Below are 13,345 nucleotides of genomic sequence, written 5' to 3'. Positions count from 1 at the left end.
TCGGCACACGGTGAAATGTTGGAGAACACGATATTGTTGAGAACACGATATTGTGGGGAACGCGAAATTAAGGAGAACACGAACAAATAGGAGGAATCTACGATGATCGTCAAGCAATTGTCTGATATTCTTGGCACGGAACATGATGTGAAGGCAGAGACATGGAACAGCCGCAGATTGCTGCTGAAGAAGGACGGAGTCGGTTTTTCCTTGCATGATACGCTGATCAAGGCAGGCACGGAGACCGAAATCTGGTACAAACATCATGTGGAGGCAGTCTACTGCATCGAAGGTGAAGGGGAAATCGAGGTCGTCGAGAGCGGAGTTGTCTATCCGATTCAACCGGGGACGTTATATGTGCTCGATGGTCATGAGAAGCATCTGCTGAGAGGGAAAAGCCAGATGCGCATGCTGTGCGTATTCAACCCGCCTTGCACGGGCAATGAGGTGCATGATGCGGAAGGCACATATCCGTTAGAAGTCTAAGCGCGGGTGCAGGCGGACGAAGACAAGGGTATGACGACTGACGTAAAAAGCGGGAACGCGAACCGCCATACTTTTTCACGGAAGGAGCATGATCATATTGAGAGGACAAAGCCAAGCGCAGGAGGCTGCAAGAACGCCGGATATGTATCCGTCCAGAGTGAATACGGAGACCTTATTGTTAAAGCGCCCTGATCCGGTTGTCTACAACCATACGATCGGGCAGACGGAGATAACAGCCGATCAGCTTGCTTCTTACGAAGCGGACGGATACTTGTTCCTCGATTCGTTCTTCAGCGAGGAAGAAGTGCAGGTATGGAGGCGGGAGCTGCTCCGCTTGTTCCAGGATCATAAGGACAGCGCGAAGCCGGAAGTGATTCGGGAGCCGGGCAGCGACGAGATACGCTCGATTTTTGCCGTGCATCGGGAGGGCCTATTCCGGCAGCTGGCGAACCACCCGAGAATCCTGCCGATCGTGCAGCAGATTCTCGGCAGCCAAGTCTATGTGCATCAATCGCGCATTAATTTCAAGCAAGGCTTTACAGGCAAAGAGTTCTACTGGCATTCCGACTTCGAGACATGGCATGTGGAAGACGGCATGCCGCGCATGAGGGCATTGAGCTGCTCCATTGCGCTGGAAGAGAACAATGCGAACAACGGTCCGTTAATGGTCATCCCCGGATCGCACCGCATGTTCGTCTCTTGTATCGGGGCCACGCCGGACGATCATTATAAGTCATCGCTGCGCCGCCAGGAATACGGCATTCCCGATCAGGAGAGTCTCATCTATCTGGCCAATCAAGGCGGCATTGTGGCGCCTACGGGCAAGGCCGGCTCCATTCTATTGTTCGACTGCAATGTGATGCATGGCTCGAACAGCAATATTACGCCGTTCCCGCGCAGCAATGTATTCATCGTCTATAACAGTGTCGAGAATCCGCTTGAACCGCCGTACTCAGGCAAGCCGCCAAGACCTGACTTTATTGCGGCCCGTTCATCCTAGCAGAAGACAGTGATCAAAAGAGAGAAGACCCATCGCGGATGGGTCTTCTTTTACCTTACGTCCAGCATTGGGTGCCTCATGCTTGATAATAAAACCAAATATGGATTTTATAATATAAAAGGTATATAATGTGTATGAAATAAAATATTAGTAATGGAGGTAATGAGAGTGAGAAATTTCTTGAGCAAGTTGACAGGATTCCAGCCTGCTGCCGCACGCTGCATCTTAACGCGCAGAGTTGTCTCCTGCCGCTCCGACGCCCTGTGCATTATGCAAAAAGTGTCCTCCTGGGAGTACTATGTTGATCGTGATACGGGAGAAGAGTGTACAAGGCCGACAAAAGTAAGATGCGGCTGCTAGGAACAAGCCTATTTTCGCCAGATTCGCCAGAATAAAATGGATGAACCAGGGAAGCGATTTGGCCTCTGCCAAGATGGACAATCGCTTCTTTCTGTTGCCGTTTTTCTTACCACGCTAACCCTACTCATTCATAACCGATAAGGGGCTTGGGACCTGGTCATTGGAACGTGCCGTTTCGTTCTCTAGCATATTCCACAGCATGTTCGCACTCATTAACGAATGATGGGATTCTAGGATTCCGTTTTGGTTCACTAGAAAAGCATAGGGAACTTTGCTTACCCCATAAGCGTCCATAATGTCCACAGAACGAATATAATCGATGCCGGAAGGGAGCATCGCCCCGATCTCTTCGTCATTGGATTGCTTATCCGTATTGATAACGACGATATGTATATCCCAATTTTCAACCACTCTTTGTAAGTCGGGCAATATGCTTTTGCAGGTTTGGCATGTCGTACTGATAAAGAGAAGCAGCACTTTTCTGTGGCTCAACAATTCCCTTAGAATCACTTTGCGCCCCTGTGAGCCCCACTCCCGAAAAAGCGGAACTTGCTCTCCGATTTGAAGCTCGGTTAACGAAATCCCGCCCACGCTTTTTATTTTCGCAAGAAATTGGCCAATGAGCCTTGCCAGCATGAATATAAGCAGCAACTGGATGAGCACCAGCACTAAAGTGATGATAAGGATAAAATCGGTCATTCGAATCTCCTTCCTCGTTGGTTTTTAGATAAACATCTTCATGAGGCGAACAAGTTTTTTCCGGATGTTGAATAATTCCTTGAACAGACAGAGCAACGAAAAAAGGATGAGCGAGAGCATGACCAGCTCAAGTTTATGGATAAGCGCAATCTCGACTATGTACAATGATTGGGATTTCCATATACCTGCAACCGAAAAACCGAGAAGAAGATTACGAAGCACTAATCCCCAGCTCAGCTGTTCATTTTCAAGAATCCCGCCACATCCGCAATCTATATGCCGATGCCCTCGCATCAAATTGAAACCGATTGCAAAGGTATAAATACTTAGCAGTGAACCTATGGACACCACATGATACAGCGTGATCCCGGACAAGAGAAGCGTGAGGCCTATCGCAAGCTCGGCCGCGGCAAATAATATAAAAGACGGAACGATAAATCGGGCTGGCACAAGGTGATAAGCATTCATGATGCGAATATGTTCGCGGTAGTTCAGTGTCTTATGTAAAAAGGTGGAAACAAACAAAAAGGCAAGCACATTTTGGAACATAACAACGAGAGCCATGTTTAGACGAAAACCCCGCTTTCCTGATTATAAATTTTGGTTTGCGCGCGATATAAACGATGGTATTCGCCCTGTTGGCGCAAAAGCTCCTGATGAGTGCCTTCCTCGACGATGCGGCCTTCCTTCATCACCAAAATATAGTCCGCCTGCACGGCGACGCCAAGACGATGCGTAATGATAAGCACCGCTTTGTCATCGTTCCCTTGAAATAATTCATGAATAATATCGAGTTCCGATTCCGGGTCCATGGATGAGGTAGGCTCGTCAAGAATGATTACATCGCTATTTTTGAATAGAGCTCTGGATAAGGCCAGCTTTTGCCATTGCCCCCCGGATAATTCATGCCCTCCTTCAAAATGACGTCCTAGCAGTGACTCATAATGCTCAGGCAGCTTGGATATGTGCTCATGAATTTTCGTTTTTTTGGCGGCAGCAATCACTTCGGGCTTACTTGGGTTGTTCAGATTGCCAAAGCCGATATTCTCCCGGGCGCTGAATTCATATTCAATGAAATCCTGAAATAAAGCGGCAATCCGTTGATGGTAGGATGCGATATCATAGTTGTGTAGAGGAATTTGGTTGACGCATATCGTATTTTCTCCCGTATCATACAGACCTAGTATGCATTTGATCAGCGAGGTCTTGCCGGAGCCGTTTTCTCCGATGATGACTATCTTTTGTCCTTTTTTAATAGACAGATGAATATTTTTGAGGGTCGGTTCTATTTGATTTGGATAAGTAAACGTGAGATTTTGTACGCTGATCTGGTTGATGGCGCCGCATTTGATTTGAGAAGGTGAACTTGTCAGCTCCTTTTTTTGTTGAAAAGATTTGAAATCCTCGATATACAAACTGATTTCATAGATATTGGATAGTGAAGCGGAAATTTCGGTCAAGCTGGACTGAATATTTTGAATCGATTGCAGGGCCGCCACGAACGCCCCTATTTCTATCCTCTTGGCCGAGATCAGCAGGATAATGAGAATACCGGACACAATATAGGTCAACGTGAGCAGCATGCTGCCGGCAAGCTCCCATATGCCTTGATTTTTGGATAAACTGTATTTTTCTTGCGCGCTCCGCTTATAGAATGAAGACCATTTTTCGATCAGATGCGAGCCCAGTCCAAAGAGGCGAATTTCTTTCAAGGAATCTCGTTGGCTTAGGAGATCGGATATGTACATTTCTCTTCTGTGGTAGGGAGTCAGAAATCGAGTGAGCGCATATCTTTTATTGCCAAAACGGATATGAATCATCAGGATCGGAATCGAAAATAGAAAGATAATGACAAGCAATCCCCAATGGATATGGGTAATGTAGCCCACCAACGACACAACCGTGATAATGGTGCTTCCTAAAGACATGATGGCCTTAACCATCGACACGATTTGGAAGTGGCTATTGATAATTCGCTGGTTCTGATCATAGAAAGACGGGTCCTCAAAGGTGGAGTATGGCAGATTCATAATTTTCCGGAATATTTGTTTTTTGAGCACCAGTCCGAGCAGATTTTCAAGTTTTTGATCATTTAATTGAGAGAAAAATTGAAGAATATAGGCAGACAGAATGATGACCATTTGGAAGCTTAAAATCGATAACGCTGTGGCAAATCCATGTCCGGGTTGAGCGATTAAAATAACCTCGTTCACGAGTTCTTGCATCGTCCATACGCTCAGCAGAGGCAATAAGCCTAGCGCGAGATGAAGCGTAATGGACACGTAAAAATAGGGTTTGTTCAATCTCCAAATATAAAGAAGGGCAAACCCGGAACCGCGCCAAATATTTGAAAAAGAATACATTATTCCTCGCCTTTCATCAATATTTGCCATCATAGTAAAAGACAGGTATGATATAAACTGAGTATATACATAATATGGCAGATGCGCAAGGACGAGATTTTTATGGCGGAGGTTGAATGTGGCTATCTATTTTCAATTCGCTTTGCTAGCGTGTGTTATATTCGCAACGGTCGTTGTCTACAGATTCTTGTCCTCTATGCTTCAGCGGACGAACAGCATGGAGGGAGAAGGGGAGAGCCGCCGCCTATACCCCTTACTGCACCAGCAAGCTCCCTCATTTTTCTTGCCGGGTGCCGGTGATACCCGTTTTGATTTAAGCCATGCCATAGCGAAGAATGGAATCCTGCTCATATTTATCGATTCACACTGCCCTTATTGCATCCCGTCATTAGAGAGATGGATTCAAGCAAGTATGGAGCGGGGAACGGCTCTAAATGCTGCAGTTTTGCTAAAAGAAAGCGGAATTGGCGGCTACAAAGAACTGTATAGCCATAGTAATGGAATCCAATTTTTGCAAGCCGGCGAGAACATATTTGAATCCTACCGGATTACGGAATATCCGTACTTTGTCTATGTGAATTCCAAGCAAGAGATTGTGTATGCCTCTCCGGATCCGGAGGGAGGAATAAATGCTAGAGAAGCTGCGCCCTCGGCACAGCTCCCCGCATTGCCTGGTTAGAACCTGCCGGATCGGAATATCGACAGCAGCAGCCAGATGAACAGCAAGGCCGCGATGAGGAAGCCGATCTCGATCGCGGGAATATCCCAGAGCAGCGTCGGCTTCCTGCTGAGCGAGGAGCCGACGATCAGTCCGACCATAATGATGCTGAAGGCAAGCAGCACGATGCTGAAGGAGAGCCGGTTGCTGATCTGATCGAGCTTGTGCAGCACATGCTCCAGATCGCGCAGCTCCATTTCGGCCTTGATCTTGCCCCGGCTGAGCAGGGACGAGAGCCGGTTCGCCTGCATCGGCAGATCGGACACCGCCTGCACCAGATCGAGCGCGCCGCCGACCACCTTCTTCTGGATGCGGCGGAGGCTGTACTTCTCCTTCAGCAGCTTGACGCCGAACGGCTCGGCCATATCAAGGATGGAGATAGCCGGATCGAGCCTCTCCACGATGCCTTCCAAGGTGAGCAGTGCCTTGGCCAGCAGAATCAGATCGGGAGGGAACACGATCCGGTGCTTCTCGGCGACGGAGAACAAGTCGTGAAGGGACTGGCCGAGACTCACCTCGGAGAACGGCACGTCGTAATACCGGTCCCGCAGCCGATCCAGGTCGCGGCGCAGCGCATCCATATCCGTCTTGTCGGAGATGAGGCAGAGCCGGGCAATCGCCCGGAGCATGCCCGACGTTCGGTGCTGCATCAGCGCAATAATCAGCTCCGCTAAATTCTCTTTCATTTCCCCGTTCAGGTGTCCGACCATGCCGAAGTCGATCAGGGCGATCCGGTTCTCAGTGAGCACCATAATATTGCCCGGATGGGGGTCGGCGTGGAAGAAGCCGTCGATGAAGATCAGGTGCAGCATCGCATGCACGAGGCGCTCGGCGATCGACTTACGCTCCGGCCCCTTCGGGAACCGTTCCGTATAGTGGTTCAGCATCATGCCCTCCACATATTCCATTGTCAGCACCTTGGCTGAGGAGCGTTCCCAATCGATGCGCGGAATATGGATGCCGGGATCTCTGCGCAGCAGCTGCGCCATCTTGTCGGTGTTGCGCCCTTCATGCTGATAGTCGAGCTCGGCAATCATCGATTTGGCGAATTCCTGAACCATCTCCGGGATCTGATACTCGGACACCCAGGACCAGCGGCGCGTCGCCGCTTCGGTCAGCCCCTGGAGTATTTCCAGATCCCGCTCGATGATGGAGGTAATGCCGGGCCGCTGCACCTTGACGGCCACCGCTTCGCCGTTCGGCAGCCAAGCCTTGTGAACCTGGCCGATGGAGGCGGCGGCGAGCGGGGTGTCATCGAAGCGCCGAAAAAGCTGCCCCAGCGGCCGGCCCAGCTCGTCCTCGATGATGCGGCCGGCTTCGGCGCCGGTGAAGGGCGGCACTTGATCCTGCAGCTTCTCCAGCTCTTGAATGATGCTGCCCGGCAGCAGATCGGCCCGGGTGCTGAGCAATTGGCCGAGCTTGATGAACGCCGGGCCGAGCTCCTCCAGCACGAGGCGAAGCCGTTCGCCGAGCGTCTTCGTCTGCGGCGTCTCGTGCGTAATCCAGCGGCGGGGCAGGGACAATACCCGGCTCAGCCCGATTTCCTCCACAATATAGCCGAAGCCATGACGCATGAGCGCCATGGCGATATCGCGGTAGCGGCCCGCATGCCTAATCCGCACGGCCGTCCGTCTCCATATTCGGCTGTCCATCCTCTTCGCCGGGTTCTTCCGGGCCAGTCCCTTCGAGCGCGGCAACCCGCTGCTCCAGCATCATCACCCGCTGCTTCAGCGCGATCAGGTCGGAGCTGGCGGCCACATCGAAGTCCTGCAGCTTGCGCTTCACCATATCCTGAATCGAGGCGCTGAAGGAGGCTTGCTCCTCTTCCCCTCGTTCCACGAGCTGGTTAACCAGCGCTTTCGACTGCTCGGGAGCGATCTGTCCCTTCTGGACAAGCTCGTCGACGGCCGCCTCGATTTTCTCCTTGCTGACCACGGCGAGGCCCCAGCCCAGGGAGACCGCTTTTTTCAACAAATCACTCACGTTCCCAATCCCTCCCTCATCGTTATATCCCTAATATGCCCAGGAGGGTCCGATTTCATTGATACACCCCAGAGGCGGGGGAGGACAGGGATCAGTGAGCCATCTGCTTCCATCAGTCTTCCAGATTGGCTAATTCATAGATCGCGCGCGCATAGATAGCCGTTGCCTTCAGCAGGTCATCAATGATAATGTACTCATCGACCTGATGCGCGGTCTCTTCGCGTCCCGGGAAGAGGGCCCCGAAGGCTACGCCATTGTCAAGGAAGGCGGCATAGGTGCCGCCGCCGGTCGTGAGCAGCGTAGGCTCCAACTGCGTCTCTTCCTCGTAGATGGTCTGGAGCGTCCGAATCATCGGATGGTTCCGATCGACATGATGCGGCTCCTTCAGATCAATCTCGCGATCCATCTCGATGCCATATTCCGCAATTTTCTCCTCGAGCGGCTTCAGCACATCGGCAGAGCTGTAGGAGACCGGGAAGCGGATATTGAGATGGAAGAACGGAGCCGACGCACCATCGTATTGGAAAATCCCGGCATTGACCGTAAGCGGTCCGGTAATGTCATCGACACAGGCAATACCGAGGGCAGTGCCCAGATGGTCATCGACCAGATGCTTGTCGATGAACCCGATATACCGGGCGGCGTCCGGCTGGAAGCTGTACCCGCCCAGGAAGCGGATGAGCTTCAACGCGGCGTTGACGCCGACATGCGGCTCCATCCCGTGCGCCGATTTGCCCCGCATGCGCAGGGTCGCTTGACCTGCGTCCACTTCTACGGTGCCAGCCAGTCCCGCATCCGCGCAATACGCCTCATATCGCTTGGCGAGGGAGGCGAGCGCTTCCGGTTCGCCTGCGACGACGGCGACGGCCGATTCCGGCACCATATTGGCGATGCCCCCGCCATCGAAGCGGACGAGCTCGTATTGCGGGGCCGCAGCGCCGCCGGCTGAAGAGCTGCCGAAGCCGCGCAGGTAGAACTTCGTATTGATCTGCCCCTTCTCGGCATGAGTGATCGGGAAGTCCGCATCCGGCGCGAACCCGGATACCGGCATCTTTTCCCGCTCCGTATAGGTCTTCATACATTCCATTCCGCTCTCTTCGTCCGTTCCGAAGATGACGCGCACCCGGCGCTTGAGGGGCAGGCCCAGATCCTTGACAAGCTTGAGGCCGTAGAAGGCGGCCAGGGTCGGGCCCTTGTCATCGATCGCGCCCCGGGCGAACAGCTTCCCGTCGCGGATATCCGGCTCGAACGGCGGAGTGGTCCACTGCCCGGTCGCCGGCACGACGTCCAGATGGCAGAGCACGCCCACATATTCCGGCGCCGCCTCATTTCCGTATTCGGCATAGCCGGCGTAGCCGTCAAGATTGCCGGTGCGGAATTGTTCCCGCTCCGACAGCCCGAGCATATAGTCGAGCGCCTGGGCGATATTTCGGCCCATCGGCTGTCCCGGCCCGGCCGTAGCGTTATCCTTCGTGCTCTCAATGCGGAGCAGGCCTTGCAGGTCTTGCAGCAGTTCTTCTTTTCTCTTGTCGACTTCCGCCAACCAATTCATGTCAACACGCTCCTTCAGCATGGCGTTCGTTCTAATGTAATGTATCCATCTGTCCTTCTCCTTCCCGGTTGCGGGAACGGATGCAAGCCAAGTCAAGCTTCGCTCTTATACGTAGTATAAAGCGGGAGGCGCATATTACTCAACTTTCCCATCCGCCGGGCTACCGTTCCGCTGCTCGCCTTCGGACCGTTTCGCCGCTTGTCCCCGCTCCGTTCCGCTGCTCGCCTTCGGGGCGTTTCGCCGCTTGTCCTCGCTCCGTTCCGCTGCTCGCCTTTGGGCCGTTTCGCCGCTTGCCCTCGGGCCGTTCCCCCGGCGGGATTGGCCCGGGACGCAGAGAAGCACCGCATTCGATACGGCCGCCGAAGTTTGCTATAATCATCCATATCAGAAATATCGGCTTCGTTCCGGAAGAAGGCAGGAGGGATTTGAGATGAACAAACTCGTATTGCTGCGTCATGGTCAGAGCGTATGGAATGTGGAGAACCGCTTCACGGGCTGGACTGATGTCGACTTGTCGGAGCAGGGGCTGAAGGAAGCGCGTCTGGCCGGGGAAATTTTGAAAAAGCACGGCTACACCTTCGACGAAGGGTACGCATCGGTGCTGAAGCGGGCGATCCGCACGCTCTGGATCGTGCTTCATGAGATGGATCTGATGTGGATTCCCGTCCATAAGACATGGAAGCTCAATGAACGCCATTACGGCGCGCTTCAGGGCCTGAACAAGGCGGAGACGGCCGAACGGTACGGGCAGGATCAGGTTCAGCTATGGCGCCGCTCCGTCGATGTGAGACCGCCTGCGCTGGACCTGAGCGATCCGCGGTATGAAGCGTCCGCCCCCCAATACAAGGATCTCCAGGAAGGAGAATTCCCTCTGACGGAAAATCTGGACGATACGGAAGCCCGCGTGCTCAGCTATTGGAATGAGACGCTCGCTCCCGCCCTCTCGGGCGGCAAGCGCATCATCGTATCCGCTCACGGCAATACGATCAGGGCGTTGGTCCGGTATCTGGACAACTTGTCGTCCGACGGCATTGTCAGTCTCAATATCCCGACCGGGACGCCGCTTGTCTATGAGCTGGATGACTCGCTCGCACCGCTGCGGCGGTACTATCTGGGGCTCGACGGCGAGATTCCGATGGAGGACTTCCCTCATCTGCCGCACTCCGTCTGAACGGAACGATTCACTGATTCCATGACTGTGGGGCTGTCCTGCCATTAGTTTTTGCGGGGAGACAGCTCCTTCTACTCACAGCTCGACTTGCTTTAACAGCTCGACCTACTCTAACAACTCGACTTGCTGGAAAAACTGCTAAAAATGCAGTTTTTCCTTATGAGGTTTACTCCGTGACCCAAATTCCTGCAAAACAGAATGAATTTCACTCATTCCAATGGATTAAAAGCAAAAATCGGCGAAAAGGATGCGCTTTTGCAGGCCGTTGGACCCCCCCTGTTTTTTACGAAGGGATGGAGATGTCCATTTTCCTACTCAAACTTGGCACTGATAGCGTTTTAAATCGATTTTTTCTACTGAGAGACGAGCTCTACTATATAAAAAATGGGGTGGGGAAAATCCCATAGGCTTCTCAACGGCCTGATGTTACGGGATCCAAGAGACCGCGTCGGATCCTGGGGGCATCATCGCCTTCAGGGGGGCATAATTGCCTTCAGGAAGCATTGTTGCCTTCTGGAGGCATCGTTGCCTCCTGGGGCTTGAACGTGTGGAGGGAATTGCTGCTATTTTACAGGAATTTCGGCTCAATGAGTCCACATTTCGAGGAATTGCTGCACAGCTACATCATTTTAGGCCCTTTTGAGCTAAGTCGAAGAGAAACGGGTGAAATTCCTGCAGTTTTGCAGGATTCCCTTTCTGGGAAAGTCGTCCATATCGAATTGCTGTATTTACGCAGGATTTCGCTTACCGAATAGGTGTTGAAATCATGCAGTTTTGCAGATTTCGCTTACCGAATAGGCGTGTCTCGAGAAATCATGCAGTTTTGCGGATTTCGCCTCCTGGACAGACGTGTCTAGGGAAATGGTGCAGTGTTCAGGCCGTTGGACCCCCCCTGTTTTTTACGAAGGGGTGGAGATTGTCCATTTTCCTACTCAAAACTTGGCACCCATAGCGTTTTAAATCGATTTTTTCTACGGAGAGACGAGATCCACCACACAAAAAATGAAGTGCCACAAAATCCCTCGGACGTTCTAAACAGCCTGGCTTTTGCAGGAATTTCATCAGAAGGCGGCTGAAAGCGTGTATATTCATAAACGCAGGATTTCGCTGCCTCAGGGGACAGGCTCGCCCTGTCCCGCTACAAGACGCTGACCGTCCACTTGTTGGACATGGACCCAAGCTTTACGTGTTCTTTTTGCCCCCGTCTCCCTCCAACTGAATCAACATTTCTCCGTTCGGGGAGCTGCTGCGCAGCAAGGACAGGAGCAGACCCTTCGCGGCGGGAATCTGGCCCATACACTGCTCCCCGCGGAACAACGCGATGCCTGCCACCTCGATCGTATTGGTCTTCGCCTTCCAACCTCGTGGCGACCGATCAATCCTTGTCACCGAATAGATCCCGAGTGACCAGATGCAGTCAAGTCCCTTTGGCGGGTGGCCTCCAGCCCGAACAAAACATTTCGCATCTGGCCGTTGACCAGCTTGCGGTTACTTTGCCGGATGAAATGCAGGTGTGCTTCCTTGCCTGCAACGGTGGATAACGTGACCATTCAATAGGAGCCGAAGCGGTTAACGCTCCGGTCTCAGTCTTCCTCCATGGCGGATCAGCCACTCTCCGGATTCCCAATCGGACAATCCGGCGGCTTCCGACAAATAGTACAAGTCGAACCGGATACCGATACTGCTGTCCCAGGGGCTCTGAATGATAACCGATCGGAAGATGTCTTCCAAGCCGGGAATGGCGAATCCGGCCGGCTCCGGGAACATTTCCTCCAGCTCTTGCCGCGACAGCTTCGTTTCCAGCGCGAATTGGAACATCGGTTTATTCGTATAGATATCGTACACAAATTCGAACTTGGGCGTTCTTTTGACCGTAAATTCAGTAATATCGGCCTCAAATTCGACATCGCGGGCCGGAATGATGAAAGGCCACTCTTCTTCGGGATAACGATACAGATTGCTTACGCTGCCTATCTTGGCCATGGCTGCATCCCATTCCGATTGGTCTAAGGCAGAGGCGGGGATATTCAGCCCGGCATGATCGACTCCTGTCAGACGCCCCTGCAGCTGATAGAACAGGTATGATATCGTATTCGCAGCGGCCTGCTCATGATAGGCGTCGTCGTGTTGTGTGATCACCGGTTCGCCTGTCATCGGGGAGCCTTCGATGCCCCCGGATGTCGTGCTGACAAGGAGTAGATGTTGATGGTGATGAAGCCGAATCTCTTCGTCCGTGTTCATTAGAATCATCGGGAGCTTCAAGTCCCCCGTCCGGAACTCGATCGCCGGCAGGGCCGTGTCCGCAAAGGATGGGCATAGCGCCCCTTCTGTGCGGAAGGAAGGGATTTGTTCCAGCAAGGCATAGAAATAAGCGCACCATTCCTTTTCTGCCTCTGTGGCTCCAGGAAAAAGAAAGATGATTTTATCCAGTCGTCTCATTGCACTCAGAATCATGAAATCTCCTCCAAATAAAAATTAAATGTGACAATATTGTTAATTAAAGTAAAAACAAAAGGATTTTAATCTCCTATATAGAAATATATTCCTGTACCAAAATATAGAAGGGAGATCATAAATATGATTACGAAGAAAAAAATGGTGGTTGCAGTACTTACTCTGTCATTAGGATTAGGCTTTACGGCAGGCGTAACGCCGACTTTTGCACATGTGGATGAATCCGCATCCAAGAGGGTTTCTGCCTCGTCCATTGACCAACTGGAACCAACGACTTTCACCGGATATGTCATTTCCATTGGTGACACGTATATGACCATTGCCAATGCGCCAACACAAGAAGAAGCGATGCAAGGGGAGTGGTGGGAACTTGTGAATCAAGGCAAGATATTGTTGGTTCCTACTCCGCAAGATGCAACCTATTCGGTAGGAGACAAATTAAATGTTTATTATAAAGCGATGACGATGTCCCTCCCGCCAATTGCGATTGCACCTGTCCTTGAAAAAATCACAGAGTAATCTATGTAAGTACAGTGAACCCAGCGCCGTTAGGTGCTGG

General features: G+C 52.1%; 13 protein-coding genes. 5 read left to right on the top strand and 8 right to left on the bottom strand.

The annotated features are described in order from the left end of the window. Positions 1-102 precede the first annotated feature (102 nt). Together FLT43_RS12990 and thpD are read left to right on the top strand one after the other, a co-directional pair. Positions 103-486: an ectoine synthase gene (locus FLT43_RS12990; protein ID WP_087444524.1), complete on the top strand. Its 384-nt coding sequence runs from the start codon at positions 103-105 to the stop codon at positions 484-486. 97 nt (positions 487-583) lie between these two features. Continuing rightward, complete coding sequence (gene thpD / locus FLT43_RS12985; protein ID WP_280525910.1) at positions 584-1,486, top strand: ectoine hydroxylase; 903 nt, start codon at positions 584-586, stop codon at positions 1,484-1,486. Between the two features lie 480 nt (positions 1,487-1,966). Here thpD and FLT43_RS12975 read toward each other — a convergent pair whose 3' ends face one another. The 3 genes from FLT43_RS12975 to FLT43_RS12965 are packed head-to-tail and all read right to left on the bottom strand — an operon-like array spanning position 1,967 to position 4,848. Further along, a complete protein-coding gene (locus FLT43_RS12975; RefSeq protein ID WP_087444527.1) occupies positions 1,967-2,545 on the bottom strand; it encodes a TlpA family protein disulfide reductase in 579 nt (192 codons plus the stop codon). Between the two features lie 24 nt (positions 2,546-2,569). Then, positions 2,570-3,109: a MauE/DoxX family redox-associated membrane protein gene (locus FLT43_RS12970; protein ID WP_087444528.1), complete on the bottom strand. Its 540-nt coding sequence runs from the start codon at positions 3,107-3,109 to the stop codon at positions 2,570-2,572. A 2-nt stretch (positions 3,110-3,111) separates the two neighbouring features. Continuing rightward, positions 3,112-4,848 (bottom strand): ABC transporter ATP-binding protein, encoded by a 1,737-nt coding sequence (locus FLT43_RS12965; RefSeq protein ID WP_164776389.1) that lies wholly within the window; start codon positions 4,846-4,848, stop codon positions 3,112-3,114. A gap of 277 nt (positions 4,849-5,125) precedes the next feature. On the opposite strand from FLT43_RS12965, the gene FLT43_RS12960 reads away from it, so the two are divergent. Next, positions 5,126-5,587, top strand: coding sequence for a peroxiredoxin family protein (locus FLT43_RS12960; RefSeq protein WP_127510917.1), 462 nt, complete (start codon positions 5,126-5,128; stop codon positions 5,585-5,587). Here the strand turns inward: FLT43_RS12960 and FLT43_RS12955 are convergent. From FLT43_RS12955 to pepV, 3 genes are all read right to left on the bottom strand, one after another. After that, positions 5,584-7,248: an ABC1 kinase family protein gene (locus tag FLT43_RS12955; RefSeq protein WP_087444531.1), complete on the bottom strand. Its 1,665-nt coding sequence runs from the start codon at positions 7,246-7,248 to the stop codon at positions 5,584-5,586. The genes FLT43_RS12960 and FLT43_RS12955 overlap by 4 nt on opposite strands. Continuing rightward, positions 7,238-7,609: a phasin family protein gene (locus FLT43_RS12950; RefSeq protein ID WP_087444532.1), complete on the bottom strand. Its 372-nt coding sequence runs from the start codon at positions 7,607-7,609 to the stop codon at positions 7,238-7,240. Before FLT43_RS12950 ends, FLT43_RS12955 begins: the two co-directional genes overlap by 11 nt. A gap of 112 nt (positions 7,610-7,721) precedes the next feature. After that, positions 7,722-9,161, bottom strand: a complete 1,440-nt coding sequence (pepV, locus tag FLT43_RS12945) for a dipeptidase PepV (RefSeq protein WP_174818180.1) — start codon at positions 9,159-9,161, stop codon at positions 7,722-7,724. A 430-nt stretch (positions 9,162-9,591) separates the two neighbouring features. On the opposite strand from pepV, the gene gpmA reads away from it, so the two are divergent. Next, positions 9,592-10,332 carry a 2,3-diphosphoglycerate-dependent phosphoglycerate mutase gene (gene gpmA / locus FLT43_RS12940; protein ID WP_087444535.1) on the top strand — a complete coding sequence of 247 codons (741 nt, stop codon included), beginning with the start codon at positions 9,592-9,594 and terminating at the stop codon, positions 10,330-10,332. 1,182 nt (positions 10,333-11,514) lie between these two features. On the opposite strand, the gene FLT43_RS12935 is transcribed toward gpmA, so the two are convergent. After that, positions 11,515-11,721, bottom strand: a complete 207-nt coding sequence (locus FLT43_RS12935; protein ID WP_127511000.1) for a hypothetical protein — start codon at positions 11,719-11,721, stop codon at positions 11,515-11,517. A 180-nt stretch (positions 11,722-11,901) separates the two neighbouring features. Beyond that, complete coding sequence (locus tag FLT43_RS12930) at positions 11,902-12,786, bottom strand: hypothetical protein (RefSeq protein ID WP_087444536.1); 885 nt, start codon at positions 12,784-12,786, stop codon at positions 11,902-11,904. A gap of 123 nt (positions 12,787-12,909) precedes the next feature. Between FLT43_RS12930 and FLT43_RS12925 the strand changes: the two genes are divergently transcribed. Then, positions 12,910-13,305 (top strand): DUF3221 domain-containing protein, encoded by a 396-nt coding sequence (locus FLT43_RS12925; protein ID WP_087444537.1) that lies wholly within the window; start codon positions 12,910-12,912, stop codon positions 13,303-13,305. Positions 13,306-13,345: the final 40 nt, after the last annotated feature.

The sequence above is a fragment of the Paenibacillus thiaminolyticus genome (assembly GCF_007066085.1).
GTDB classification, from domain to species: domain Bacteria; phylum Bacillota; class Bacilli; order Paenibacillales; family Paenibacillaceae; genus Paenibacillus_B; species Paenibacillus_B thiaminolyticus.
The sequence above is the reverse complement of the archived record's forward strand: the minus strand, read 5'-3'. Positions and strand labels throughout refer to the sequence as shown.

Excerpts from the sequence above, each read along its gene's own strand:
- gpmA (WP_087444535.1), top strand. The coding sequence starts at position 9,592 with ATGAACAAACTCGTATTGCTGCGTCATGGTCAGAGCGTATGGAATGTG.
- FLT43_RS12970 (WP_087444528.1), bottom strand. The coding sequence starts at position 3,109 with ATGGCTCTCGTTGTTATGTTCCAAAATGTGCTTGCCTTTTTGTTTGTT.
- FLT43_RS12960 (WP_127510917.1), top strand. The coding sequence starts at position 5,126 with ATGGAGGGAGAAGGGGAGAGCCGCCGCCTATACCCCTTACTGCACCAG.
- FLT43_RS12975 (WP_087444527.1), bottom strand. The coding sequence starts at position 2,545 with ATGACCGATTTTATCCTTATCATCACTTTAGTGCTGGTGCTCATCCAG.
- FLT43_RS12925 (WP_087444537.1), top strand. The coding sequence starts at position 12,910 with ATGATTACGAAGAAAAAAATGGTGGTTGCAGTACTTACTCTGTCATTA.
- FLT43_RS12930 (WP_087444536.1), bottom strand. The coding sequence starts at position 12,786 with ATGATTCTGAGTGCAATGAGACGACTGGATAAAATCATCTTTCTTTTT.
- FLT43_RS12990 (WP_087444524.1), top strand. The coding sequence starts at position 103 with ATGATCGTCAAGCAATTGTCTGATATTCTTGGCACGGAACATGATGTG.
- pepV (WP_174818180.1), bottom strand. The coding sequence starts at position 9,161 with ATGAATTGGTTGGCGGAAGTCGACAAGAGAAAAGAAGAACTGCTGCAA.